The 23,750-nt window shown below is 56.4% G+C and carries 23 protein-coding genes; 10 read left to right on the forward strand and 13 right to left on the reverse strand.

Going from position 1 to position 23,750, the window contains the following annotated elements; all coding sequences use genetic code 11:
• From BHE81_RS28725 to dapA, 5 genes are all read right to left on the reverse strand, one after another.
• Positions 1-523: tRNA(Met) cytidine acetyltransferase TmcA domain-containing protein (locus tag BHE81_RS28725; protein WP_228268711.1), on the reverse strand; the 523-nt coding region annotated here is incomplete at its 3' end.
• 9 nt (positions 524-532) lie between these two features.
• Positions 533-1,408, reverse strand: a complete 876-nt coding sequence (locus BHE81_RS12155) for a neutral zinc metallopeptidase (RefSeq protein WP_002913800.1) — start codon at positions 1,406-1,408, stop codon at positions 533-535.
• Positions 1,409-1,527: 119 nt separating this feature from the next.
• Entirely contained in the window at positions 1,528-2,241 is a 714-nt protein-coding gene (gene purC, locus BHE81_RS12160) for a phosphoribosylaminoimidazolesuccinocarboxamide synthase (protein WP_002913801.1), read from the reverse strand.
• Positions 2,242-2,457: 216 nt separating this feature from the next.
• Positions 2,458-3,492: an outer membrane protein assembly factor BamC gene (bamC, locus tag BHE81_RS12165; protein WP_002913802.1), complete on the reverse strand. Its 1,035-nt coding sequence runs from the start codon at positions 3,490-3,492 to the stop codon at positions 2,458-2,460.
• Positions 3,493-3,508: 16 nt separating this feature from the next.
• The gene (dapA, locus tag BHE81_RS12170; RefSeq protein WP_002913803.1) at positions 3,509-4,387 is read right to left on the reverse strand and encodes a 4-hydroxy-tetrahydrodipicolinate synthase; all 879 of its coding nucleotides are present in this window, start codon (positions 4,385-4,387) and stop codon (positions 3,509-3,511) included.
• Positions 4,388-4,540: 153 nt separating this feature from the next.
• Between dapA and BHE81_RS12175 the strand changes: the two genes are divergently transcribed.
• Together BHE81_RS12175 and bcp are read left to right on the forward strand one after the other, a co-directional pair.
• Positions 4,541-5,107 carry a glycine cleavage system transcriptional repressor gene (locus tag BHE81_RS12175; RefSeq protein WP_002913804.1) on the forward strand — a complete coding sequence of 189 codons (567 nt, stop codon included), beginning with the start codon at positions 4,541-4,543 and terminating at the stop codon, positions 5,105-5,107.
• Between the two features lie 3 nt (positions 5,108-5,110).
• Positions 5,111-5,581 (forward strand): thioredoxin-dependent thiol peroxidase, encoded by a 471-nt coding sequence (gene bcp, locus BHE81_RS12180; protein ID WP_002913805.1) that lies wholly within the window; start codon positions 5,111-5,113, stop codon positions 5,579-5,581.
• Between the two features lie 61 nt (positions 5,582-5,642).
• Here the strand turns inward: bcp and BHE81_RS12185 are convergent, their stop codons facing one another.
• Entirely contained in the window at positions 5,643-6,704 is a 1,062-nt protein-coding gene (locus BHE81_RS12185) for an AI-2E family transporter (protein ID WP_002913806.1), read from the reverse strand.
• A 54-nt stretch (positions 6,705-6,758) separates the two neighbouring features.
• Entirely contained in the window at positions 6,759-6,875 is a 117-nt protein-coding gene (locus BHE81_RS28225; protein WP_004221267.1) for a hypothetical protein, read from the reverse strand.
• A 51-nt stretch (positions 6,876-6,926) separates the two neighbouring features.
• Here BHE81_RS28225 and bepA point away from each other — a divergent pair, with 51 nt between their 5' ends.
• From bepA to BHE81_RS12200, 3 genes are all read left to right on the forward strand, one after another.
• The gene (bepA, locus tag BHE81_RS12190; protein ID WP_002913807.1) at positions 6,927-8,390 is read left to right on the forward strand and encodes a beta-barrel assembly-enhancing protease; all 1,464 of its coding nucleotides are present in this window, start codon (positions 6,927-6,929) and stop codon (positions 8,388-8,390) included.
• A gap of 9 nt (positions 8,391-8,399) precedes the next feature.
• Complete coding sequence (gene arsC, locus BHE81_RS12195; RefSeq protein WP_002913810.1) at positions 8,400-8,759, forward strand: arsenate reductase (glutaredoxin); 360 nt, start codon at positions 8,400-8,402, stop codon at positions 8,757-8,759.
• Positions 8,760-8,886: 127 nt separating this feature from the next.
• On the forward strand, positions 8,887-9,810 hold the full coding sequence (locus BHE81_RS12200) for an Rpn family recombination-promoting nuclease/putative transposase (RefSeq protein ID WP_023301620.1): 924 nt from the start codon (positions 8,887-8,889) through the stop codon (positions 9,808-9,810).
• On the opposite strand, the gene BHE81_RS12205 is transcribed toward BHE81_RS12200, so the two are convergent.
• From BHE81_RS12205 to bglK, 5 genes are all read right to left on the reverse strand, one after another.
• Positions 9,807-10,508 carry a DnaA inactivator Hda gene (locus BHE81_RS12205; RefSeq protein ID WP_020947395.1) on the reverse strand — a complete coding sequence of 234 codons (702 nt, stop codon included), beginning with the start codon at positions 10,506-10,508 and terminating at the stop codon, positions 9,807-9,809. The genes BHE81_RS12200 and BHE81_RS12205 overlap by 4 nt on opposite strands.
• Positions 10,509-10,606: 98 nt before the next feature.
• The gene (gene uraA, locus BHE81_RS12210; protein WP_023301619.1) at positions 10,607-11,893 is read right to left on the reverse strand and encodes a uracil permease; all 1,287 of its coding nucleotides are present in this window, start codon (positions 11,891-11,893) and stop codon (positions 10,607-10,609) included.
• A gap of 95 nt (positions 11,894-11,988) precedes the next feature.
• The gene (upp, locus tag BHE81_RS12215) at positions 11,989-12,615 is read right to left on the reverse strand and encodes a uracil phosphoribosyltransferase (protein WP_002913827.1); all 627 of its coding nucleotides are present in this window, start codon (positions 12,613-12,615) and stop codon (positions 11,989-11,991) included.
• Between the two features lie 217 nt (positions 12,616-12,832).
• Positions 12,833-14,266 carry a 6-phospho-beta-glucosidase gene (locus BHE81_RS12220; protein WP_021440551.1) on the reverse strand — a complete coding sequence of 478 codons (1,434 nt, stop codon included), beginning with the start codon at positions 14,264-14,266 and terminating at the stop codon, positions 12,833-12,835.
• A gap of 9 nt (positions 14,267-14,275) precedes the next feature.
• Positions 14,276-15,169 carry a beta-glucoside kinase BglK gene (gene bglK, locus BHE81_RS12225; RefSeq protein WP_021440552.1) on the reverse strand — a complete coding sequence of 298 codons (894 nt, stop codon included), beginning with the start codon at positions 15,167-15,169 and terminating at the stop codon, positions 14,276-14,278.
• 263 nt (positions 15,170-15,432) lie between these two features.
• Between bglK and purM the strand changes: the two genes are divergently transcribed.
• From purM to ppx, 4 genes are all read left to right on the forward strand, one after another.
• The gene (gene purM / locus BHE81_RS12230) at positions 15,433-16,470 is read left to right on the forward strand and encodes a phosphoribosylformylglycinamidine cyclo-ligase (protein WP_110246597.1); all 1,038 of its coding nucleotides are present in this window, start codon (positions 15,433-15,435) and stop codon (positions 16,468-16,470) included.
• Positions 16,467-17,108, forward strand: coding sequence for a phosphoribosylglycinamide formyltransferase (purN, locus tag BHE81_RS12235; protein WP_004145656.1), 642 nt, complete (start codon positions 16,467-16,469; stop codon positions 17,106-17,108). The genes purM and purN overlap by 4 nt, the downstream gene beginning before the upstream one ends.
• 180 nt (positions 17,109-17,288) lie before the next feature.
• The gene (gene ppk1, locus BHE81_RS12240; protein WP_002913838.1) at positions 17,289-19,349 is read left to right on the forward strand and encodes a polyphosphate kinase 1; all 2,061 of its coding nucleotides are present in this window, start codon (positions 17,289-17,291) and stop codon (positions 19,347-19,349) included.
• A 3-nt stretch (positions 19,350-19,352) separates the two neighbouring features.
• Positions 19,353-20,885, forward strand: coding sequence for an exopolyphosphatase (gene ppx / locus BHE81_RS12245; protein WP_002913839.1), 1,533 nt, complete (start codon positions 19,353-19,355; stop codon positions 20,883-20,885).
• A 53-nt stretch (positions 20,886-20,938) separates the two neighbouring features.
• Here the strand turns inward: ppx and BHE81_RS12250 are convergent, their stop codons facing one another.
• Positions 20,939-23,167, reverse strand: coding sequence for an EAL domain-containing protein (locus tag BHE81_RS12250; protein ID WP_023282900.1), 2,229 nt, complete (start codon positions 23,165-23,167; stop codon positions 20,939-20,941).
• 370 nt (positions 23,168-23,537) lie between these two features.
• Here BHE81_RS12250 and BHE81_RS12255 point away from each other — a divergent pair, with 370 nt between their 5' ends.
• A complete protein-coding gene (locus BHE81_RS12255) occupies positions 23,538-23,711 on the forward strand; it encodes a YfgG family protein (RefSeq protein ID WP_004174861.1) in 174 nt (57 codons plus the stop codon).
• Positions 23,712-23,750 lie beyond the last annotated feature (39 nt).

A 23,750-nucleotide genomic window follows, 5' to 3' on the forward strand; every position in this document is an offset into this window, starting at 1 on the left:
GCGGGCGGCCATCGGCGCGATGCCAGTCTGGACGCGGGGCGGCCAGCGGGAAACGTGGCCGGTCCGACTGCCGCCAGAGCAACACCTCCGGATCGGCGATAAACTGCCGACAGCAGCGGTGAACAAAGTTAGGGGTAACGATAGGGTCAGGCGTATCGCTCCAGCGCAGAGAGTCCTCATCCGCCCGGGTCGGCCAGTCGGCGAAGGGGGGCGTCAGCAGCACCAGCCAGCTTCCCGCCCGCAGCGTGCCGCTCAGGGCCGCCATGGCGGCCACATCAAACCCGCGCCGGGCATCGAAAAAGGCGTGCATCACTTCCCGCCCCAGCAGCGTTTTCAGCGCGCCGGGCGCCACGCAGGGCGCAGAACCCGGCTCGGGGCCAACCCACAGGCCATCGCCGCCGAGCCTCTCCCGTAGCGCCTGCGCCTGCTGCAGCGTCCAGCTCTCATCGCCGCTGAGCACCAGCAGGCGACGGATCCCCTCCCGCGCCATTTGCGCGGTGAGGTCAAGCAGCGCGTCCATCATGGGGGACGATTACAGCGCGCTGCCGAAGGTATTGCACTGCGCCGGATCGCCGCTATCGAAACCGCGTTTGAACCAGGTGTAGCGCTGTTTCGAGGTGCCGTGGGTAAAACTGTCCGGCACCACGCGTCCCTGGCTCTGCTGCTGTAGACGATCGTCGCCGATGGCCTCGGCGGCGTTCAGCGCCTCCTGCAGATCGCCAGTTTCCAGAATATCCTGCTGCTGCATATTATGACCCCAGACGCCGGCGAAGCAGTCTGCCTGCAGCTCCATCTTAACCGACAGGCGGTTGGCTTCGGCCTGCGTGGCATGCTGCTGTTGCTGGCGGACCTTCGGCTCAATGCCCAGCAGTTTTTGTACGTGATGACCCACTTCATGAGCAATGACGTACCCTTGGGCAAAGTCGCCGTCGGCGCCCAGTTTATTTTTCATCTCATCGTAGAATGACAGGTCAATATAGACCGTACTGTCGGCAGGACAATAGAAGGGGCCCATCACCGACTGACCGGTGCCGCAGCCGGTACGGGTCGCGCCGCGGTAGAGCACCAGCTTTGGCTGCGGGTACTGGCGGCCCATCTTTTCAAAGATCGGCCCCCAGGTATCTTCGGTGGTAGCCAGAATGACGGAAGTAAACTTCGCCGCTTCATCGTCTTTCGGGCTGATGGAGCGCTGCGTGGAGGTCTGCTGCTGCGGCATCGGTTCGCCGGTCAACATGCCGGTCAAATCCACACCGTAGTAGCCCGCCACCAGCACAATAATCAGCAGTACAATGCCGCCCTTCCCGCTCGGCAGACGGAAGCCGCCGCCCCCGCCGCCGCCAAACGGCGAGCCTGATTGTCCACGTCGATCTTCAACATTGTCGCTTTCGCGACGCCCTTGCCAGCGCATAAGCACCTCATTCCCTGTTATGTATCAATAGCAGAGATCGTAGGCGGTTCAGCGCAGGATTACCACAGGAAACAGCAAGAGACGCCAGAAGATGAGGCCATCTTCTGGCGGCGGGCGGGTTAGTCGAGCTTAACGCCCAGGCGGTGAGCCACTTCTTCGTAGGCTTCGATCAGGCCGCCAAGGCTCTGGCGGAAGCGGTCTTTGTCCATTTTATCGAGGGTGTTTTTATCCCACAGGCGGCTGCCGTCCGGCGAAAACTCGTCGCCCAGCACCACTTCGCCTTTGAACAGACCAAACTCCAGCTTAAAGTCCACCAGAATCAGACCGGCGTCATCGAACAGTTTTTTCAGCACGTCGTTGGCTTTGTAGGTCAGCTCGCGCATCCGCGCCAGATTCTCTTTACTCACCCAGCCGAAGGTTTCGCAGTAGGAGTCGTTGACCATCGGATCGTGCATAGCATCGTTTTTCAGGAACAGGTCGAACAGCGGCGGATTCAGCTCGATACCTTCTTCAATGCCTAAACGTTTTACCAGCGAGCCTGCCGCACGGTTACGCACCACGCACTCTACCGGCACCATATCCAGTTTTTTCACCAGACATTCGGTATCGGAGAGCAGCGCTTCCATCTGGGTAGGGATGCCCGCTTCTGCCAGTTTACTCATAATGAAATGGTTGAATTTGTTGTTCACCATGCCTTTACGATCGAACTGCTCGATGCGCGCGCCATCACCTGCTGACGTATCGTTACGGAATTCCAGTACCAGCAGGTCCGGATTATCGGTGCTGTATACTGTCTTCGCCTTACCACGATACAACTCAGCTTGCTTTTTCATCTTTCACTACTCCAGTGATATTGAGCCAAAAAATGACGTGTCGGTCTTACATAACATCCTGCAACGGGCGTTGGAGCGGATGCTGTACGCTTGCGGGGCGAACTGCAGTCAGGCGACTGGAGCAGCCTTAACGCGGCGATTTACAGGATTATATGGCCACGCACACGTTTGCGTCACTATACATGAAAAAGGGCCGGATTGCTCCAGCCCTTTTGATTACTTGTTAAATGCGGCCTGGAATACGGCTACCAGGGCGTCATTTTGCGACTGCGTCAGGGTGTGGCCTTTCGGGTCGATAAACTGCAGGCTACTGCGGTTATCGAGGTCGCCGACCTGCAGTTTGTAGTCGCCGGAGACCAGCTGCGGGTCACGTGCGCCCAGCTCCTGCCAGCTGCTGTCAGACAGCGGCTTATAGGTCAGCGCCATGCTGCCCTGAGAGCGCGTGCTGTCGGTCACTTTCATCCCCACTTTCTCGAGGGCGCCAGGCAGACGCTGCCACACCAGGTTAAACGGCGCGCGAACTACGAGCATCGGCAAGCCGGTATCGTCGGCGGCGCTCTGCACGTCGAAGGTGGCCCCCGCGCTGCGCTGGGCGGCGTTCTGGGCGCTGGTGGCATTCATGTCAAGGCCTTCCGAAATGACGTTCAGCATAGCGGTGCTGTAGCGCTGCAGAGATGCCGGATCGGCAACCGGTTTACCCGCCTGCTCCAGATTCACCAGCTTAACGACCACCGCTTGCTGATAACCCTGCGGTTTGACGGAGATTTGATAACGACCGCGATACTGCTGATCTTCATCAAGACGGTTCCACTCAACCCAGTCGGTGTTCAGCGTCTGGCTCGCATCATCGCGCTTGGCGATAACGTAGTTCTTCGACTGAAGAATACTGGTGACCTGTGCCCACAGCGAACCGCTGCGGCCGTTCTCGACCATCAGCGTCGCGGTATCGCCGTTAAACTGGGTCCGCGCACCGCTCACCAGCGCCAGCGGCTGCGCCGGCGGACGAATGTCCAGCGCTTTACCGACCGCGCCGGTGCTGTTAGCCACCGGAATATTGTAATCACCCACCTGAATCGGCAGGATCATCCCCGCCGGCGCGTGAAGTTCGCTCAACGGTGATGCCTGTAAATAGGCCTCATCACCGCTCACCTGACGCTTATAGCGCGAGTCAGAACTACAGGCCGCGAGGAGTAGAACCAGCGAAACACCCGCAACCTTCGCCAGGCGCGACTTCTGTACTGAGTAAGCCATCAAATCTCCCTAAACTTTACAGCAAACCGGCATGCTTCAGCGCGGCAGTGACGGCTTCACGACCATGATCGGTGATAGGCGTCATCGGCAAGCGCAGCGTATCGGTCGCCACAAGACCCAACGCCTTGCATCCCCATTTCACCGGGATAGGATTGGGTTCGACAAATAATTTTGTATGCAGTGGCATCAGACGCTGGTTAATCGCACGAGCTTCGGCAAATTGACCCGCCAGCGCCAGACGGCACATGTCGGCCATTTCGCGCGCCGCCACGTTGGCCGTAACAGAAATCACGCCTACGCCGCCGAGCTGCATGAAGTCCATACCGGTCGCATCGTCACCGCTCAGCAGAATAAAGTCGTCTGAAACCAGCTCTTTGATCTGGTGAACGCGACTTAAGTTCCCTGTTGCTTCCTTAATACCGACAATATTTTTAATTTCCGCCAGACGGCCAACGGTTTCCGGCAGCATATCGCAACCGGTACGGGACGGCACATTATACAGAATTTGCGGCAGGTCAGTATGTTCGGCGATAGCTTTAAAGTGCTGGAACAGGCCTTCCTGGGTCGGACGGTTATAATAAGGAGTGACCGTCAGGCAGCCAACAACACCGCTATCGTTAAAACGTTTGGTCAGGCTAATCGCCTCTGCGGTTGCATTGGCTCCCGTTCCAGCGATAACCGGAATACGCCCGTCAGCCAGCTCCAGCGTCATCATCACCACGTCGCCATGCTCTTCATGGCTCAGCGTTGCGGATTCACCGGTAGTCCCTACCGAAACGATCGCCGAGGTTCCGTTGGCGACATGGTAATCAATCAGTTTTTTCAGGCTTGTCCGGCAGACATTACCGTTTTCATCCATCGGCGTGACAAGCGCTACAATACTTCCCGTGAACATGGGCCATCCTCAGAGCAGAAGTGCGACAAGATTCTCAATGTTACGTTTGGAGCTGTAATAAAAGCAAGAGACCCGACGCCATCAGGGATGTTGTATGGCGGTTTTTTTTATGCTTTCCTAATGTTACCTCACCTTTTTAAAGGAAGAACAGGTTTGACAGCCTCATTACAACACTATCTGGTTATTACCGCCCTGGGGGCTGACCGTCCCGGCATCGTGAATACGATCACTCGCCACGTCAGCAGCTGCGGTTGTAATATCGAAGACAGCCGGCTGGCCATGCTCGGTGATGAGTTTACGTTTATCATGCTGCTTTCCGGGTCGTGGAATGCGATTAACCTGATCGAATCAACGCTGCCGCTGAAAGGCGCGGAGCTGGAGCTGTTGATCGTGATGAAACGCACCACTGCGCGCCCACCGCAGGCCATGCCAAACACCGTTTGGGTCCAGGTTGAGGTGCCGGACTCACCGCATATCATCGAGCGCTTTACTGCCCTGTGCGATACATGGAATATGAATATTGCGGAGCTGGTGTCCCGCACGCAGCCGGGAGACGGCGATTCCGCGCAGCTTTTTATCCAGATAACTGCCCACAGTCCTGCGACGCAAAATGCAGCAAATATCGAACAAGCGTTCAAAGCCCTATGTACAGAACTGAACGCACAAGGCAGTATTAACATCGTTAATTATTCACAGCATGATGAACAGGATGGAGTTTAACCCATGACCCCACTGAAAGCCGGTGATATCGCACCGAAATTTAGCTTACCGGACCAGGACGGCGAGGAAGTAAATTTAACCGACTTCCAGGGACAACGTGTCCTGGTTTATTTTTACCCGAAAGCCATGACCCCGGGCTGCACCGTACAGGCGTGCGGCTTGCGCGATAATATGGACGACCTGAAAAAAGCCGGCGTTGAAGTGCTGGGCATCAGCACCGATAAACCGGAAAAACTCTCCCGTTTCGCCGAAAAAGAGCTGCTGAACTTTACGCTGCTGTCTGATGAAAACCATCAGGTTTGCGAGCAGTTTGGCGTCTGGGGTGAAAAATCCTTTATGGGGAAAACCTACGACGGGATCCACCGGATTAGTTTCCTCATCGATGCTGATGGCAAAATCGAACACGTCTTTGATGATTTCAAAACCAGCAATCACCACGACGTGGTGCTGAACTGGCTGAAAGAAAACGCCTGATGCAAAGCAAGACGCCGGGAGAGGAAGCCCTCGCCCGGCGTCTTTTTTTATTCTCATTGCCTTAGTCGTCGACCGCCAAACCATCCGGCCAGGCATGCACCACAGCTTTAATCAGCGTGGCCAGCGGAATGGCGAAGAAGACGCCCCAGAATCCCCACAGTCCGCCAAAGATCACCACCGACAGGATAATCACCAGCGGGTGTAAATTGACCGCTTCCGAGAACAGCACCGGAACCAGCAGGTTACCGTCCAGCCCCTGAATAATCAGATAGACCGCAAACAGGCTCCAGAACTCGGTGCCAGCGCCAAACTGAAACAGCGCCACCCCCACCACCGGAATGGTCACCACAAACGCGCCGATATAGGGGATCAGCACCGAGAAGCCGACCAGCACCGCCAGCAGCAACGAGTAGTTGAGGCCAAAGAGAATAAAGCCTATCCAGGTGGCGACGCTGACGACAATCATCTCCAGCACCTTGCCGCGAATGTAGTTGGTGATCTGCTGGTTCATCTCTTTCCACACCTGCCCGGCAAGCCCGCGATTGCGCGGCAGAACGCGGCGCACCGCGTTGAGCATCTGCTCTTTATCCTTCAGCAGGAAGAAGACCATCAGCGGCACCAGCACCAGATAGACCGCCAGGGTGAGTAGCCCCACCAGCGAGGCCAGAGAGTACTTAACCACCGAGTCGCCCACCGTCAGCATCCGGGTGCGCATATTTTCCGCCATCGCATCGATAATGCCGGCATCCATTAACGCCGGATAGCGCCGCGGCAGCGTGGCGGCGAAATCAGAGAGCTTATTTAGCATGCCCGGCATATCGCGGATGAGGTAGATCCCTTGCTGCCAGGCTACCGGCAGCACCACAAAGGCCAGCAACAGCAGGATGCCCACAAAGAGGATCAGCACCAGCGAGGTGGCCCAGGTGCGCGACAGACCGATGCGCTCCAGACGAACGGTCGGCCACTCCAGCAGATAGGCCAGCACGATAGCCACCAGCAACGGGGCCAGCAGGCCGCTGAAAAAGAACATAATGCCGAAACCGGCAAGCAAAATAACCAGCAGCGCTATCGCCTCAGGGTCGCTGAATCGACGGCGGTACCACTGCATTAACATCTCAAGCATAAAACCTTCCCTGAAGGGCCAAGCGGCGACAATCCGGGGAATTGTATCGAAATGTCACAAAAAAGACTTCGCTTTTTGATGCGCCGCAGTCAAACCGTTCTCCGCCATGAAGAACATATTTTCAAGGCGGCCAACGCCAGCTAAACTCGCTGGGATGCGGCCAGGGAACATTACGCCGCACAATCGGTCAAACTGGCACACCCACATTACAGGACAGAGGTTATGTTCAGGCAGTTGAAGAAAACGCTGGTGGCGACCGCGATCGCGTCGCTGACGCTGGGTTCGATAGGTCCTGCTTTTGCTGACTCCGCAGATACCCTGCCGGACATGGGAACCTCCGCAGGAAGCACGCTGTCAATCGGTCAGGAAATGCAGATGGGGGATTACTACGTCCGCCAACTGCGCGGTAGCGCGCCGCTGATCAACGACCCTCTGCTGGTGCAATATATCAACGGGCTGGGTATGCGTCTGGTGGCTCACGCCAACTCGGTGCGTACCCCGTTCCACTTCTATTTGATTAATAACGACCAGATCAACGCCTTCGCCTTCTTCGGCGGCAATGTGGTCCTCCACTCCGCCCTGTTCCGCTACTCTGATAACGAAAGCGAACTGGCCTCTGTCATGGCGCACGAAATCTCCCACGTGACGCAGCGGCATCTCGCCCGCGCGATGGAAGATCAGAAGCGCAATGCGCCGCTGACCTGGGTCGGTGCCCTGGGTTCGATTCTGCTGGCGATGGCCAGCCCGCAGGCCGGAATGGCGGCCCTGACCGGGACGCTGGCCGGCACCCAGCAGGGTATGATCAGCTTCACCCGCCAGAACGAAGAAGAGGCCGACCGGATTGGCATTCAGGTTCTGCAGCGCTCGGGTTTCGACCCGCAGGCCATGCCGATGTTTATGGGTAAACTGCTTGACGAGTCGCGCTACTCGACGCGACCGCCGGAAATGCTGCTCACCCACCCCCTGCCGGAAAGCCGACTGGCCGATGCCCGTAACCGCGCCAACCAGATGCGCCCGGTGGTGGTACAGTCCTCGGCGGACTTCTATCTGGCGAAGGCGCGTACCCTCGGGATGTACACCAACGGCGACAACAAGCTGGGCACCGATCTGCTGAACGCCTGGGATAAAGGCAATATCCGCCAACAGCATGCCGCCCAGTATGGTCGCGCTCTGCTGGCGATGGAAAGCAACAACTTTGACCAGGCACGCAAAACGCTGCAGCCGCTGCTCAACGCCGACCCACAAAATGCCTGGTATCTCGATCTGGCCACTGATATCGACCTCGGACAGAAGAAAACCAGCGACGCCATCAATCGCCTTAAAAACGCCCGCGAGCTGCGTACTAATCCGGTGCTGCAGCTGAACCTGGCCAACGCCCTGCTGCAGGGCGGGCAGCCCGGGGAAGCGGCGACCATTCTGAACCGGTATACCTTTACCTATAAAGAGGATGGCAACGGCTGGGACCTGCTGGCCCAGGCGGAAGGCGCGCTGGGCAATCGCGATCAGGAGCTGGCGGCGCGGGCTGAAAGCATGGCGCTGGTCGGCCAGCTGGAGCAGGCGATTTCCCTGCTCAGCAGCGCCAGCTCGCAGGTGAAACTCGGTAGCCTGCAGCAGGCACGTTACGATGCCCGTATCGATCAGCTACGCGATCTGCAGGCTCGCTTCCGTCCCTATCAAAAAATGTAAGGAGACCCTATGACCGACGCGGTAAAAATTTACCATAACCCACGCTGCTCCAAGAGCCGCGAAACGCTGAGCCTGCTGCAGAGCCGCGGCATCGATCCTGAGGTGGTGCTTTATCTTGAGACGCCACCGGATGCCGGGACGCTGCGCCAGCTGCTGCAGCTGCTGGGTATGGAGAGCCCCCGCGAGCTCATGCGCCAGAAAGAGGATCTGTATAAATCGCTCAATCTGGCCGACCCGGCTCTCAGCAACGCAGCGCTGATACAGGCGATGGTCGACAATCCGAAACTCATCGAGCGCCCTATCGTCGTCAGCCGCGGCCAGGCGCGTATTGGCCGCCCGCCGGAACAGGTTCTTGAGATCGTAAGCTAACTCACCCGCGCCGCGCTTGCGCGGCGCTTTTTTTACGTGGGCGATTCCAGATCTTTCACGCCAATATCTCCCGCCCGCCGGACGGTGCTACTGTTCATCCATCGCTCAATCCACTGGACGGATGAACATGAAAAAGCCGACCTCCACGCCCCATGACGCCGTGTTTAAGACCTACCTCTCCCATCCCGATACCGCCCGTGATTTCCTGCAACTGTATCTGCCCGAGACGCTGCTTAAAGTGTGCGATCTGCGTACGCTGCATCTCGAGTCCGGGCATTTTGTCGAAGACGATCTGCGTCCCTTTTACGCCGACATTTTGTATTCCCTGAAAACCACGGCGGGCGACGGTTATATTTATGCGCTTATCGAACACCAGAGCACGCCCGACCGGCATATGGCCTTTCGTCTGATGCGCTACGCCATCGCCGCCATGCAGCGCCATCTCGATGCCGGCCACGATCGCCTGCCGCTGGTGATCCCTGTTCTCTTCTACCACGGTCTGGTGAGCCCCTATCCGTTCTCTCTGCGCTGGCTCGATGAATTCGTCGCTCCGGAGCTGGCCAGTCACCTTTATCACGGGGCGTTTCCGCTGGCGGACATAACCGTCATTCCGGATGACGAGATTGCCACCCACCAGCGCATGGCAACGCTGGAGTTACTGCAAAAACATATTCGACAACGCGATCTGGCGCAGCTCCTCGACAAGCTGAGCGAATTATTATTGACTGGACTGGCGACGGAATCGCAGGTACAAGCCCTGATGCACTATCTGGTGCAGGCAGGCAACACGCGCGAGCCGATTAAATTCATTCGCGAGCTGGCGTTACGTACGCCGCAGCATAAGGAGACGTTGATGACGATTGCGGAATATCTGGAACAACAGGGGCTGGAGCGGGGCCTGGCGCAGGGGCGACAGGAAGGCCGTCAGGAAGGACGGAAAGAAGAGGCGCAGCGCATCGCTGTCGCTATGCTGCACAGCGGCCTTCCGCGCGACCTGGTCGCCCGGTTGACCGGGCTGACGGAGCAGGAGCTGACTCCCCTGGCGGACTAAAGCTTAAGGATCTCTTTCACGAAGGGGATCGTCAGCTTGCGCTGAGCGGTAATCGAGGCATGATCCAGCTGATCGAGGGTCATAAACAGCGAACGCATCTCGCGATCCAGCCGCTTCAGCAGGAAGCGGCACACATCTTCAGGCATCTCGAAGCCGCGCAGTCTGGCGCGCAGCTGCAGCGCCTGCAGTTTGTCTTCATCCGACAGCGGCTGCAGCTTATAGATCTGCCCCCAGTCCAGCCGTGAGGCCAGATCCGGCAGGCCAAGATTCAGCTGCCGCGGCGGCCGATCGCCGGTGATCAGCAGCCGGGTTTTGCCTGATTCCAGGATCCGGTTATAGAGATTAAAGATGGCCATCTCCCAGGGCTCATCGCCGGCGACGCACTCGATGTTATCGATGCACACCAGCGCCAGCTGTTCCATCCCCTCCAGCACCTCGGGCACAAACCACGTCCGTTTATCCAGCGGCACGTAGCCTACCGCATCCCCGCGCTGGGAAAGCTCCGCGCAGGCGGCGTGTAACAGGTGGCTACGACCTGCCCCTTCACGTGACCAGATATAAATGTACCCGCTGTGTTCCTGGCGCAGTACGTTCTGGAGGGCGGCAAGTAGGGAAGGATTATCACCCGGCCAGAAACTCGCGAAGGTTTCGTCGTCAGGAAGATACAGTGGCAAAGAGAGCTGTGCCGGTGCGTTCAGATGGACCTCAACATAGGCTTACAGAAAAACGCGAAGAGTTTACCACAGATTTAGGTCAGGAGAGAACCGGGCGGGATCGCCGCCCGGTCAGGCGATCGTTATTTAAACTCTTCGCTATCCGCCGCGTCGAGGACCACCTCTTCCGGACGCAGGACGCTGATAAGCTTGAAAATCAGGCTGAGGGCGATGCCCACGATAGTCGCCAGCGCCATCCCTTTCAGCTCGGCGGCGCCAATGTGCACTTTAGCGCCGCTAACGCCGATGATCAGGATCACGGAGGTGAGGATCAGATTCTGCGCTTTACTGTAATCCACCTTCGATTCAATCAGTACGCGGATCCCCGAGGCGCCGATCACCCCGTACAGCAGCAGGGAAACGCCGCCCATCACCGGCACCGGGATGATCTGGATAGCCGCCGCCAGTTTGCCGACGCAGGAGAGCAGAATCGCAATGATCGCCGCGCCGCCGATTACCCAGGTGCTGTAGACCCGGGTAATCGCCATCACGCCGATATTTTCACCGTAGGTAGTGTTGGGCGTCGAACCGAAGAAGCCGGAAACGATCGTCGACAGGCCGTTGGCAAACATCGAACGATGCAGGCCCGGGTCGCGGATCAGATCGCGCTTAACGATATTAGCGGTCACCACCAGATGCCCCACGTGCTCGGCAATCACCACCAGCGCGGCGGGCAGTATGGTGAAGATAGCAAACCACTCAAAGCGCGGAGTGTAGAAAGTCGGCAGCGCGAACCAGTGCGCCTCGGCGATCGGGGTGGTATCGACCACGCCCATCACAAACGACAGCGCATAGCCCACCAGCACGCCGATCAGGATCGGGATAATCGCCAGGAAGCCGCGGAACAGCACGGATCCGAACACCGTCACCGCCAGGGTCACCATCGAGATAATAATGGTTTTACTGTCCGGTGACTGGCCGTCGGCCGGCAGCAGCCCGGCCATATTAGCCGCCACGCCCGCCAGTTCGAGGCCGATAACCGCCACGATGGCGCCCATCGCCGCCGGCGGGAACATCACATCCAGCCAGCCGGTACCGGCTTTTTTGACAATAAAGGAGACGAGGCAGAACAGCATGCCGCACATAATAAAGCCGCCCAGCGCCACTTCGTAGCCCAGCGGCAACAGCAGCAGCACCGGGGAGATAAAAGCGAAGCTTGATCCCAGATAAGCGGGTATTTTGCCTTTACAGATAAAGAGGTACAACAGCGTACCGATGCCGTTGAACAGCAGGACGGTGGCCGGGTTAATGTGGAACAGAATAGGCACCAGTACCGTTGCGCCAAACATGGCGAACAGATGTTGCAAACTAAGCGGGATTGTCTGTAAAAGCGGCGGTCTTTCACTCACCCCGATGGCACGGCGCGTCATAGTGTATTCCTCTGAGAGTCGTCTGTTATTTGCTGTGGATTACTTTTATTCAAAAAAAAGCCGACTCTCAAAGTCGGCTTTTTTCGCGGTATATTTTATTTCGTTCCAAAAATCTTGTCGCCGGCATCGCCGAGACCGGGAATGATATACCCGTGCTCGTTCAGTCCCTTATCGACAGAGGCGGTGTACAGCTCAACGTCCGGGTGGGCTTTCTCCAGCGCGGCAATCCCTTCCGGCGCCGCCACCAGCACCAGCACCTTGATGCTGGTGCAGCCGGCGTTTTTCAGCAGATCGATAGTGGCGATCATCGACCCACCGGTGGCCAGCATCGGGTCAACGACCAGCGCCATACGTTCATCGATGTTAGACACCAGTTTCTGGAAGTAAGGCACCGGCTCGAGGGTTTCTTCATTGCGATAGATACCGACCACGCTGATACGCGCGCTTGGCACGTGCTCCAGCACCCCTTCCATCATGCCGAGGCCAGCGCGCAGGATAGGCACAACGGTAATTTTCTTGCCCTTGATCTGCTCGACTTCCACCGGACCGTTCCAGCCTTCAATAGTGACTTTCTCAGTCTCCAGATCGGCGGTGGCTTCATAAGTCAGTAAGCTGCCCACTTCTGAGGCGAGTTCACGGAAGCGTTTGGTGCTGATGTCGTGCTCGCGCATCAGGCCCAGCTTGTGTTTGACGAGTGGGTGTTTGACTTCCACAATCTTCATTCTCTTTCTCCTCTGAGGGGCAGCCACAAAAAAAATCGCGGGATTATACCGCTTTTTGCGGATTGTGCCATACCCATCTTGCTTGACGTATATCAAGCAAAGTGATTTAGAGACAAAAAAACCGGAGGCGAGGCTCCGGCTTGGGTGCGGGGTGCAGTCCATACGCTTACGCGGGCCTACGTGTATTGTAGGTCGGTTAAGCGTTAGCGCCACCCGACTACGACAGGTTCTCCCCGTTGCTGGCAATTACCTGCTGATACCAGGCAAAGGACTTTTTCCGGCTGCGTGCCAACGTGCCATTGCCTTCATTATCTTTATCGACATAAATAAAGCCGTAGCGTTTTTTCATTTCCCCCGTGCCGGCAGAAACCAGATCGATACAGCCCCAGGGGGTGTAGCCCATCAGATCGACGCCATCCTCGACCACCGCCTTTTTCATCTCCGCGATATGGGCGGAGAGATAATCGATGCGATACTGGTCATTGACGCTGCCGTCCGCTTCGCGGACATCAATCGCGCCAAAGCCGTTTTCGACAATAAACAGTGGCAGCTGGTAGTGATCCCAGAACCAGTTCAGCGAATAGCGCAGGCCGACCGGGTCAATCTGCCAGCCCCAGTCCGACTTTTTGACGTACGGGTTGGAGACCAGGCTGGTGGTTTCATCATAATCAAGCAAGGGGTTGTCTTCGGTGGCTTTGGTAGCGAACGACATATAGTAGCTAAAGCCAATGTAGTCGACACAGCCCTCGGTTAACGCCTGACGATCGGCTTCGGTGATATCCAGAGTAAAGCCGCGGCGGGCAAAATAGTTGAGCAGATGCTGCGGATAGCGACCGCGCACGTGGACGTCGGTAAACCAGTAACGGCGGTGCATGGCGTTCATCGCCATCATCATATCGTCCGGGGCGCAGGTCAGCGGATAGATGGGGCACATAGCGATCATGCAGCCAATCTGCAGCGCCGGGTTGATCTCGCGCGCCGCTTTCACCGCCAGGGCGCTGGCCACCAGCTCATAGTGCGCGGCCTGGTACATCACCGGTTCCCGGTCTTCATCCGGCAAATATTTCAAACCGGAGTTGGTGAAGGGGGCAAAGTCCTCATGGAAGTTGGCCTGGTTGTTGATCTCGTTAAAGGTCATCCAGTACTTCACTTTATGTTGATAGCGGGTGAAGACGACCCTGGCAAAGCGCACGAAAAAGTCGATTAGCTTGCGGTTGCGCCAGCCGCCGTACTCGGTGACCAGATGATAAGGCATTTCAAAATGCGACAGCGTAATGACTGGCTCAATGCCGTGTTTCAGGCATTCGTCGAACAGATCATCATAAAACTTCAGGCCAGCCTCGTTGGGCTCCAGCTCATCGCCCTGCGGGAAAATACGCGTCCAGGCAATCGAGGTGCGAAAACATTTGAAGCCCATCTCGGCAAACAGCGCCAGGTCTTGTGGATAACGATGATAAAAATCGATCGCCTCATGGTTCGGGTAGTTTTTCCCGGCCACCACGCCGTCGGTAATTTCCCGCGGCACGCCGTGGGCGCCGGCGGTCATCACATCCGCCACGCTGATCCCCTTGCCGCCCTCCTGCCAGCCGCCCTCTAACTGATGCGCTGCGACCGCGCCGCCCCACAGAAAACCTGCTTTAAATCCGGACATAGTCTCTCCCTAATGTCGATCGTCGTCTGGCGAACGATACAGCTGATTAAAATGGTAAACCGCGCCAATCAGGCCGGCATCGTTGCCGTGACTGACGGTATCGAGATAGTCGGCAATGCCGAACCAAGCCAGATGCTGGCGCAGTAGCGTCAGAAATCCTGGGCGTTCCACAACGCCGCCGCCGATAAAAATGGTCTGCGGATCGAAGATATGGACGAGGTTATAAAGGCCATGGCCCAGGCCATTGAAGAACTCGGCGACCAGACGCTGACAAACCGGGTCGCCGGCGTCATAGCGGTCGAAAATCAGTTCGCCTGTCACGCTATCCAGCGGCGCGCCAATATATTGCGCATAGCGATGGCGCAGCACCCGCAGAGTGCAGTTCTCATTCATCGAATAGCGACGAGGATCGCGTCCGCCGGGACGGTCGGTAAGCATGTAGCCGAATTCGCCGGCACGAAAACGCGCCCCGTTGATCAGCTGGTGTTGGCAGAAAATCGCCCCACCGATGCCAGTACCGATAGTGAGCACCAGAAAATTGGCCATCTCCGCCGCTTTGCCCTGCCAGCGCTCGGCCAGCAGCACACAGTTGGCGTCGTTTTCCACCGAGACCGGCAGCCCGGTTCGCGTCTCGAGCCACGATTTCATGGCGAAGTTATCAAATCGACGGATAGCGCCGCCCATGGTGATAAAACCGCTGTGCGGATCGATATAGCCCGGCGCGCTGATGGCTATTCCTTCACACGACGGATGGGCCGCCAGCCACGACAGCATTGCCTGTAAGATCCGATCGCCATCGCTGTCATTGATTGACTGCCTGGCGGTTTCCAGCAGCCTGCCGTCGCGGGCCATCACGCCCATCTTTAACGCGGTGCCACCGATATCAAATGCCGCAATCTTCATTCATCCCTCTCCTGACCCGCGTCAATCACCGACAAAATGCGTGGCAAACCAACACGGAAACCGGTTTCAGTCGTATAATGGGGATTCCTTTACGTAGAGGCAAGCACCAGACTGTACCCGGTTTCATTTTCGTGAGCAGTATCAAATTTAACCATTCATCAGCGGTTTTACGCCAACTGTAAAGCAGGCTCGCAAACGTTTGCTTTCCCTGTTAGAATTGCGCCGATTTTTCTTGCTTACCGCAAACGCGTGGAGACTTCGCAGTGACCGATAAAACCTCTCTCAGCTATAAAGATGCCGGCGTGGATATTGATGCAGGCAACGCTCTCGTCGACCGTATTAAGGGCGTGGTGAAGAAAACCCGTCGCCCGGAAGTGATGGGGGGACTGGGCGGATTCGGCGCGCTGTGCGCACTGCCGCAGAAATACCGCGAGCCGGTACTGGTCTCCGGTACCGATGGCGTTGGTACCAAGCTGCGTCTGGCAATGGATCTGAAGCGTCACGACACCATTGGTATCGACCTGGTCGCCATGTGCGTGAACGACCTGGTGGTTCAGGGCGCTGAGCCGCTGTTTTTCCTGGACTATTACGCCACCGGTAAACTGGACGTCGATACCGCAGCCAGCGTCATCAACGGCATCGCCGAAGGCTGCCTGCAGTCCGGTTGCGCGCTGGTCGGTGGTGAAACCGCAGAGATGCCCGGGATGTACCACGGCGAAGATTACGACGTGGCGGGTTTCTGCGTCGGGGTAGTGGAAAAATCAGAAATCATCGACGGCAGCAAAGTGACCGATGGCGACGTGCTGGTGGCGCTGGCGTCCAGCGGCCCGCACTCTAACGGCTATTCGCTGGTGCGTAAGATCATTGAGGTTAGCGGCGTTGACCCACAAACTACCGACCTTGACGGTAAACCGCTGGCCGACCATCTGCTGGCGCCAACCCGCATCTATGTGAAATCGGTGCTTGATCTGATCGCCAGCGTTGACGTCCACGCTATTGCTCACCTGACCGGCGGCGGCTTCTGGGAAAACATTCCGCGCGTGCTGCCGGATAACACCCAGGCGACCATCGATGAGTCCTCGTGGCAGTGGCCATCCGTCTTCAACTGGCTGCAAACCGCCGGTAACGTCAGCCAGCATGAAATGTACCGTACCTTTAACTGCGGCGTAGGGATGATTATCGCCCTGCCGGCAGCGGAAGCGGACAAAGCGATTGCCCTGCTGAATGACAAAGGTGAAAACGCGTGGAAAATCGGGTATATCAAAGCCTCCGATTCCGAACAGCGTGTGGTCATTGCATGAAAAACATCGTGGTGCTGATTTCCGGTAGCGGCAGCAATTTGCAGGCGATCATCGACGCCTGCGGCCGGAAACAGATAAACGGCACCCTGCGTGCGGTATTCAGTAACAAGGCTGATGCGTTCGGCCTTGAGCGCGCGCGCCTGGCCGGCATCCCGGCCCATGCGCTGGCGCAAAGTCAGTTTGCCGACCGGGAAGCGTTCGATCGTCAGCTGATGCATGAAATCGACGCCTACGCCCCGGATCTGGTGGTGCTGGCAGGCTATATGCGTATCCTTAGCCCGGCGTTCGTCAGCCACTATCAGGGACGTCTGCTGAACATCCATCCCTCGCTACTGCCGAAGTATCCTGGCCTGCATACTCATCGTCAGGTGCTGGAGAACGGTGACGAGGAGCACGGTACCTCGGTGCACTTCGTCACCGATGAGCTGGACGGTGGGCCGGTTATCCTGCAGGCCAAGGTGCCGGTCTTCGCTGGCGACAGCGAGGAAGAAATCACGGCGCGGGTTCAGGCCCAGGAACATGCCATTTATCCGCTGGTCATCAGCTGGTTCGTCGATGGACGTCTGCGCATGGCAGGCAACCACGCCTGGCTGGATGAGCGACAGCTTCCCCCGCAGGGCTATGCCGCCGACGAATGAACAACCAGCCCCGCATGAGCGCATCGCGGGGCTTTTTTTTAATTAAAAGTGTTTACTAATCAAACATCTCACAGAAATAATTCTTCTTACTGTCATATTGTTGTGACACAGTAAATCGCTACGCAGAAAAATTCGTCATAATAGTCTACGTCCTGTGAGTAAAACGGAGTGTGAGCGGTAATGGGCCAGGAAAAGCTATACATCGAAAAAGAACTCAGCTGGTTGTCTTTTAACGAACGCGTGCTGCAGGAAGCGGCGGACAAGAGTAACCCGCTGATTGAGCGCATGCGCTTCTTAGGGATTTACTCCAACAACCTGGATGAGTTTTACAAAGTGCGCTTCGCTGAGCTGAAGCGCCGGATTATTATCAGTGAAGAACAAGGCAGTACCGCCCATTCTCGCCACCTGTTAGGCAAAATTCAGGCCCGCGTTCTGAAGGCCGATCAGGAATTCGATAGTCTGTATAATGAACTGTTGCTGGAGATGGCGCGTAACCAGATCTTCCTGATCAACGAGCGCCAGCTGTCCGTCAATCAGCAGGCCTGGCTGCGCAACTACTTCAAGCAGTATTTACGCCAGCATATCTCGCCGATCCTGATCAACCGCGAAACGGACCTCGTGCAGTTCCTGAAAGATGATTACACCTATCTGGCGGTGGAGATTATCCGCGGGGAAAACATCAACTATGCTCTGCTGGAAATACCGTCGGATAAAGTGCCGCGCTTCGTGAACCTGCCGCCGGAAGCGCCGCGTCGCCGCAAGCCAATGATCCTCCTGGATAACATCCTGCGCTATTGCCTGGACGATATTTTTAAAGGCTTCTTTGATTACGATGCGCTGAACGCCTACTCGATGAAGATGACCCGTGACGCCGAGTACGATCTGGTGCATGAGATGGAGTCGAGCCTGATGGAGCTGATGTCCTCCAGCCTCAAGCAGCGCCTGACCGCCGAGCCGGTTCGCTTCGTCTACCAGCGCGATATGCCGGATGCGATGGTCGAAATGCTGCGCGATAAGCTTTCCATTTCCAACTACGACTCAATGCTGCCGGGCGGCCGCTATCACAACTTTAAAGACTTTATCGGCTTCCCGAACGTCGGTAAGGCCAATCTGGTCAATAAACCCATGCCGCGCCTGCGTCATCTGTGGTTTGATAAATTCCGCAACGGCTTCGACGCCATTCGCGAACGCGACGTGCTGCTCTACTATCCCTATCACACCTTTGAGCACGTGCTGGAGCTGCTGCGTCAGGCCTCCTTCGACCCCAGCGTATTGGCGATCAAAATCAACATTTACCGCGTGGCCAAGGATTCGCGCATTATTGACGCGATGATCCACGCCGCCCACAACGGTAAGAAAGTCACCGTAGTGGTGGAGCTGCAGGCGCGCTTCGATGAAGAGGCTAACATTCACTGGGCGAAACGCCTGACGGAAGCGGGAGTCCACGTTATCTTCTCTGCGCCAGGTCTGAAGATCCACGCCAAGCTGTTCCTTATCTCGCGTAAAGAAGGCGATGAGGTGGTGCGCTACGCCCACATCGGCACCGGTAACTTTAACGAGAAGACGGCGCGGATCTACACCGACTATTCGCTGTTAACCGCCGATGCGCGCATTACCAATGAAGTCCGCCGGGTGTTTAACTTTATCGAGAACCCCTATCGTCCGGTTAGCTTCGACTACCTGTTGGTGTCGCCGCAGAACTCGCGTCGTCTGCTGTATGAGATGATCGATCGCGAGATCGCCAATGCGCAAAACGGGCAACCGTCCGGGATTACGCTGAAGCTGAACAACCTGGTGGATAAAGGTCTGGTGGACCGACTGTATGCCGCCTCCAGCTCCGGCGTGCCGGTTAATCTGCTGATCCGCGGCATGTGCTCGCTGATCCCGGGTCTGGAAGGTATCAGCGAAAATATCCGCGTCATCAGTATTGTGGACCGTTTCCTCGAGCACGACCGGGTCTACTGTTTTGAAAACGGTGGCGATAAACAGGTCTGGCTCTCCTCTGCCGACTGGATGACGCGTAACATCGATTATCGCATCGAAGTTGCCGCTCCGCTGCTCGATCCGCGTCTGAAGCAGCGGGTGCTGGATATTTTTGATATCCTGTTCAACGATACGGTAAAAGCGCGCTATCTTGATAAAGAACTGAGTAACCGCTATGTGCCGCGCGGCAATCGCCGTAAAGTGCGCGCGCAAATGGCGATTTACGATTATCTCAAATCACTCGAACAACCCGACTAACCTATGCCAATAAACGATAACACCCCTCGGCCGCAGGAGTTCGCTGCGGTTGACCTTGGTTCGAACAGTTTTCATATGGTGATCGCCCGTGTCGTCGACGGCGCCATGCAGATCATCGGACGCCTGAAACAGCGCGTACATCTGGCCGATGGCCTTGATGAAAACTCGGTGTTGAGCGAAGAAGCCATGACCCGTGGGCTGAACTGCCTGTCGCTTTTTGCCGAACGCCTGCAGGGGTTCTCCCCCTCCAGCGTCTGTATCGTCGGGACGCATACGCTGCGTCAGGCGACCAACGCGGCGGAGTTTCTTAAACGCGCGGAAAAAGTGATCCCCTACCCGATCGAGATCATCTCCGGTAATGAAGAAGCGCGCCTGATTTTTATGGGCGTTGAGCACACGCAGCCGGAGCGCGGCCGCAAGCTGGTGATTGATATCGGCGGCGGTTCAACCGAGCTGGTCATTGGCGAAGATTTTGAGCCCCGCCTGGTGGAAAGCCGCCGCATGGGCTGCGTGAGCTTCTCGCAGGCCTATTTCCCTGGCGGCGTTATCAATAAAGAGAACTTCCAGCGCGCGCGCCTGGCGGCGGTGCAGAAACTGGAGACGCTGGCCTGGCAGTTCCGTATTCAGGGATGGACCGTAGCGCTGGGCGCCTCCGGCACCATTAAAGCCGCCCAGGAAGTGCTGGTGGCGATGGGCGAGAAGGACGGATTTATTACGCCGGAGCGCCTCGAGATGCTGGTAAATGAGCTGTTGAAGCATAAAAACTTCGACGCGCTCAGTCTGCCCGGTCTCTCAGAAGACCGTAAAGCGGTCTTTGCGCCTGGGCTGGCGATCCTCTGCGGTGTGTTTGACGCGCTGGCCATCAAAGAACTTCGTCTGTCCGATGGCGCGCTGCGCGAAGGTGTCCTGTACGAGATGGAAGGCCGCTTCCGCCACCAGGATATTCGTAGCCGCACGGCACAGAGTCTGGCAAATCAGTACAACATCGATCGCGAACAGGCGCGCCGGGTACTGGAAACTACCACCCAGATGCTGGAGCAGTGGCAGGAGCAGAATCCCAAGCTGGCCAATCCGCACCTCGCGGCGCTGTTGAAATGGGCGGTGATGCTCCATGAGGTAGGGCTGAATATCAACCACAGCGGCATGCATCGTCACTCGGCCTACATTCTCCAAAATAGCGACCTGCCGGGCTTCAATCAGGAGCAGCAGATGCTGATGGCCACCCTCGTACGCTATCATCGCAAAGCGATCAAGCTCGACGATCTGCCGCGCTTTACGCTATTCAGGAAAAAGCAGTTTCTGCCGCTAATTCAGCTACTGCGCCTGGGCGTACTGCTGAATAACCAGCGTCAGGCTACCACTACGCCGCCGACGCTGCGCCTGCAGACGGAAGCTCACCACTGGACGCTGACGTTTCCGCACAACTGGTTTAGCCAGAATGCGCTGGTGCTGCTGGATCTGGAAAAAGAGCAACAGTACTGGGAAGGCGTGCCGGAATGGATGCTGAAGATTGCTGAAGAAGAGCCAGACGCCTGATCGTATCTTTGGCTATCAACCGAGCCGGGCGCTTACGCCCGGCTTTTTGCTGTTCAGCCGGTCATCTCCTCCGCCAACTGCGTCAGAGGTACCGGTACCCCGATATCATAGCCCTGCATATAATCGATCCCCAGCGTGATGACCGCCTGACGTATTTCCGGCGACTCCACATATTCGGCCACCACCTGCATGTTCTTCATACGCGCCAGACGACAAATAGAGTCCACGACCTGGTAATCAAGACTGCTGGCAAGCAGATTGCGAATAAAACTGCCGTCGATTTTAAGAATGTCGACGTTCATTGTTTTTAACCGGGCGTAGCTGGCGTAGCCGGTACCAAAATCATCGATCGCCACCCGGCAGCCCAGCGCCCGCAGATGCTCTAAAGTCTGGCAGACCAGCTCGGGATTGCTGAGCGCGTAGTTCTCGGTCAGCTCGAAAATAATCTGCCATGGCTCAATGTTGTAGGCCTGCAGCAGCGCTTCGACCTCCTGAGGAAACTGGCTGCGGCTCAGCGACACCGGAGAAAGATTGATCGCCAGCCGCAGACCGGGCAGCGCCCGCCGGTTGGCGTCCATAAAGGCCAGCGTATGCTCAATAACCCACTGGTCCACCCGCGTTGACAGCCCAAACTCGTGCGCCACCGGCAAGAACTCGTTTGGCCCCGTTAGCTCACCCGACTCCCCTTCCATCCTCACCAGCACTTCATGATAGCGATCGCCGCGAATGCCCTGGATAGGCTGCGCCATCAGGACAAAATGGTCATGTTCCAGCGCTTTGAGAATGCGGTTCATCATCACGACTTTATCTTTCAGATCCTGCTGAACATGGCCCGCGCCGCGGCGCTGTAAATTTTCCGGATGGCCGCTGGCTAACGACATGTCGGCAATGGTGTTCAACTCGCCAAGCAGTAAATACAGATGCTTGACCGGCGAGCGAACGTTGCAATAGCTCATGCCGATCCGCGGCTGCAGGGGGACCCCGTCCCAGTGGAAACGGAACTGTCGCAGGGAGCGGTCAATTAAGTGAATGCGCGCCTGGTGCCCTTCGCTATTGAGACGGAACACTAAATCGTGACCGGCAAGATGATATACCGCTTCGTTGGGCTGCAGCAGCGTTCTCAGGTGGTTCGCCAGCATTTGCTTATACTGGATTCGCAAAAGTACCCCATAGTGGCGCCCAAGCAGTTCAAGCTCAGGAATGCGCAGAAAACAGAGCGTCGACCAGCTCGTGCCGTTGAGCGCCCGGCTCAGCGCCCGCAAGTTCGGCATATGAACCACCGGGTCGAGGAAGGCCATCTGCCGGACGCGAGCGTAGATCAGCCGCTGCTGTGTCGCCAGCATCGCCGTATAGGCGACAATAAACGAGAATACCAGATAGCTTGATGAGGTGATCGCCAACTGGGTGTTATAGCTTGGGTAAATTGGTAAGTAACGGTAATGAAAATGGATCACGGCAATCAGCACCGGCGTCCAGATCAGTGAGATAAAGCGATAGCCAAAACGCATGGCACCCCAGAGCATCACCGGCATCAGCAATGACAACGTATAATTCGTACTAAATATGGTGCTGCTATCATTAAGCGGCATCAATAATAGCCACAGTAGCAGAATTAATACCGTCGCCCAGCAAATGATTTCAATTTTTTTTATTTTTGGATCAATTTGTAAGCGAACCTGAGAAATAAAGCCGCGTAAATGAAAAGGATTACGAATGACCCGTAACACAAAATAACACAGCGGCATGCCGGTCAGGCACCCTACCATTAGCGCCTGAAAGGTGATTAATGAACGTAAACTAAATGGCGTAACGCCGGTCATTTCCGTTGTGCGCGGATGGAGTCCAAGATATTCGGCAATCTGTGACAAAATCAGAAAAATGACCGAGGGGAGCAGCATTTGCCAGAACAGACGATGCGGCATCAGTCGGACGTTGCCGTGTGAGACCTGCTGACGCTGGGGGACAAAAATGCGGTAGCCGCCCCAGCAGAGCACGCAGGGGATAAGGAAATGGAACAGTACACCGATGGACTGCTCAAGCAACATGCCGTGGGCCAGAGTTAACAGCAGGCCAATAATAATGCCAGGGATCGCCGCCCAACCAAAAAACATCATCAGGCTGAGCACCAGCGCCAGGGGAAGATAATACAAAAATACCATATGACCATTGAGCATGGTGTAGGTATTCGCCCATCTGGCGACCGGTAATAACAGCGCAGGCAGAACGAGCGGTAAAGCCCACCACTTGTCGCGATATTGTTGATAGTATTTTAATAAATTCATAGGTGCTCTACAGAGTGCCTCTGCTCCCGCGAGGCATATTCAGGCAGGCATCCAACCACCCATGCTGACCGCGTAAATAATAACGATACGGTAACGTCCGCTGATTTTAGTGGCCAAGAGAAGGAGACTATTGATATAAATCAACAAATGCTGACGCCAACATTAATAAATCTTATTTTTCCCGACATTTCACGGCTAATAAAGTGAGCATGTAAATACGACGATTATCTTATATAACATTAATTAATGTTTTCACTGCCGCACTTTTACATCTGCATCAATTGACCCCATCTCGTTCCTGTGCCTTAATACCCCCATCGCCCATCTTCGGGTATACTTCAAGGATCCTTTTGTGAGTCAGGCACCCAGTATGCGTAAACGACATCGATTTAACCGTCGCATGACCCGTATCGTACTGCTTATCAGCTTTCTCTTCTTCTTTGGACGCTTTGTCTACTCCTCCATCGGCGCCTGGTACCATCATCAGGATAAAAAAGCGTCGCAGGAGTCATCGCTCACCGTCGAGCCCTCCCCCCGCGAGTAATCCTTTGATTCTAATACTGCAAGCGCCACACTCCGCAGG

It is taken from the genome of Klebsiella sp. AqSCr, from assembly GCF_008452795.1.
GTDB lineage: Bacteria > Pseudomonadota > Gammaproteobacteria > Enterobacterales > Enterobacteriaceae > Klebsiella > Klebsiella pneumoniae.

Bases quoted from the DNA above. Each gene is read 5' to 3' on its own strand.
- BHE81_RS12155 (WP_002913800.1), bottom strand. From the start codon at position 1,408: ATGCGCTGGCAAGGGCGTCGCGAAAGCGACAATGTTGAAGATCGACGT.
- purC (WP_002913801.1), bottom strand. From the start codon at position 2,241: ATGAAAAAGCAAGCTGAGTTGTATCGTGGTAAGGCGAAGACAGTATAC.
- bamC (WP_002913802.1), bottom strand. From the start codon at position 3,492: ATGGCTTACTCAGTACAGAAGTCGCGCCTGGCGAAGGTTGCGGGTGTT.
- dapA (WP_002913803.1), bottom strand. From the start codon at position 4,387: ATGTTCACGGGAAGTATTGTAGCGCTTGTCACGCCGATGGATGAAAAC.
- bcp (WP_002913805.1), top strand. From the start codon at position 5,111: ATGACCCCACTGAAAGCCGGTGATATCGCACCGAAATTTAGCTTACCG.
- BHE81_RS12185 (WP_002913806.1), bottom strand. From the start codon at position 6,704: ATGCTTGAGATGTTAATGCAGTGGTACCGCCGTCGATTCAGCGACCCT.
- BHE81_RS28225 (WP_004221267.1), bottom strand. From the start codon at position 6,875: ATGTTCCCTGGCCGCATCCCAGCGAGTTTAGCTGGCGTTGGCCGCCTT.
- bepA (WP_002913807.1), top strand. From the start codon at position 6,927: ATGTTCAGGCAGTTGAAGAAAACGCTGGTGGCGACCGCGATCGCGTCG.
- arsC (WP_002913810.1), top strand. From the start codon at position 8,400: ATGACCGACGCGGTAAAAATTTACCATAACCCACGCTGCTCCAAGAGC.
- BHE81_RS12200 (WP_023301620.1), top strand. From the start codon at position 8,887: ATGAAAAAGCCGACCTCCACGCCCCATGACGCCGTGTTTAAGACCTAC.
- uraA (WP_023301619.1), bottom strand. From the start codon at position 11,893: ATGACGCGCCGTGCCATCGGGGTGAGTGAAAGACCGCCGCTTTTACAG.
- upp (WP_002913827.1), bottom strand. From the start codon at position 12,615: ATGAAGATTGTGGAAGTCAAACACCCACTCGTCAAACACAAGCTGGGC.
- BHE81_RS12220 (WP_021440551.1), bottom strand. From the start codon at position 14,266: ATGTCCGGATTTAAAGCAGGTTTTCTGTGGGGCGGCGCGGTCGCAGCG.
- bglK (WP_021440552.1), bottom strand. From the start codon at position 15,169: ATGAAGATTGCGGCATTTGATATCGGTGGCACCGCGTTAAAGATGGGC.
- purN (WP_004145656.1), top strand. From the start codon at position 16,467: ATGAAAAACATCGTGGTGCTGATTTCCGGTAGCGGCAGCAATTTGCAG.
- ppk1 (WP_002913838.1), top strand. From the start codon at position 17,289: ATGGGCCAGGAAAAGCTATACATCGAAAAAGAACTCAGCTGGTTGTCT.
- ppx (WP_002913839.1), top strand. From the start codon at position 19,353: ATGCCAATAAACGATAACACCCCTCGGCCGCAGGAGTTCGCTGCGGTT.
- BHE81_RS12250 (WP_023282900.1), bottom strand. From the start codon at position 23,167: ATGAATTTATTAAAATACTATCAACAATATCGCGACAAGTGGTGGGCT.
- BHE81_RS12255 (WP_004174861.1), top strand. From the start codon at position 23,538: ATGCGTAAACGACATCGATTTAACCGTCGCATGACCCGTATCGTACTG.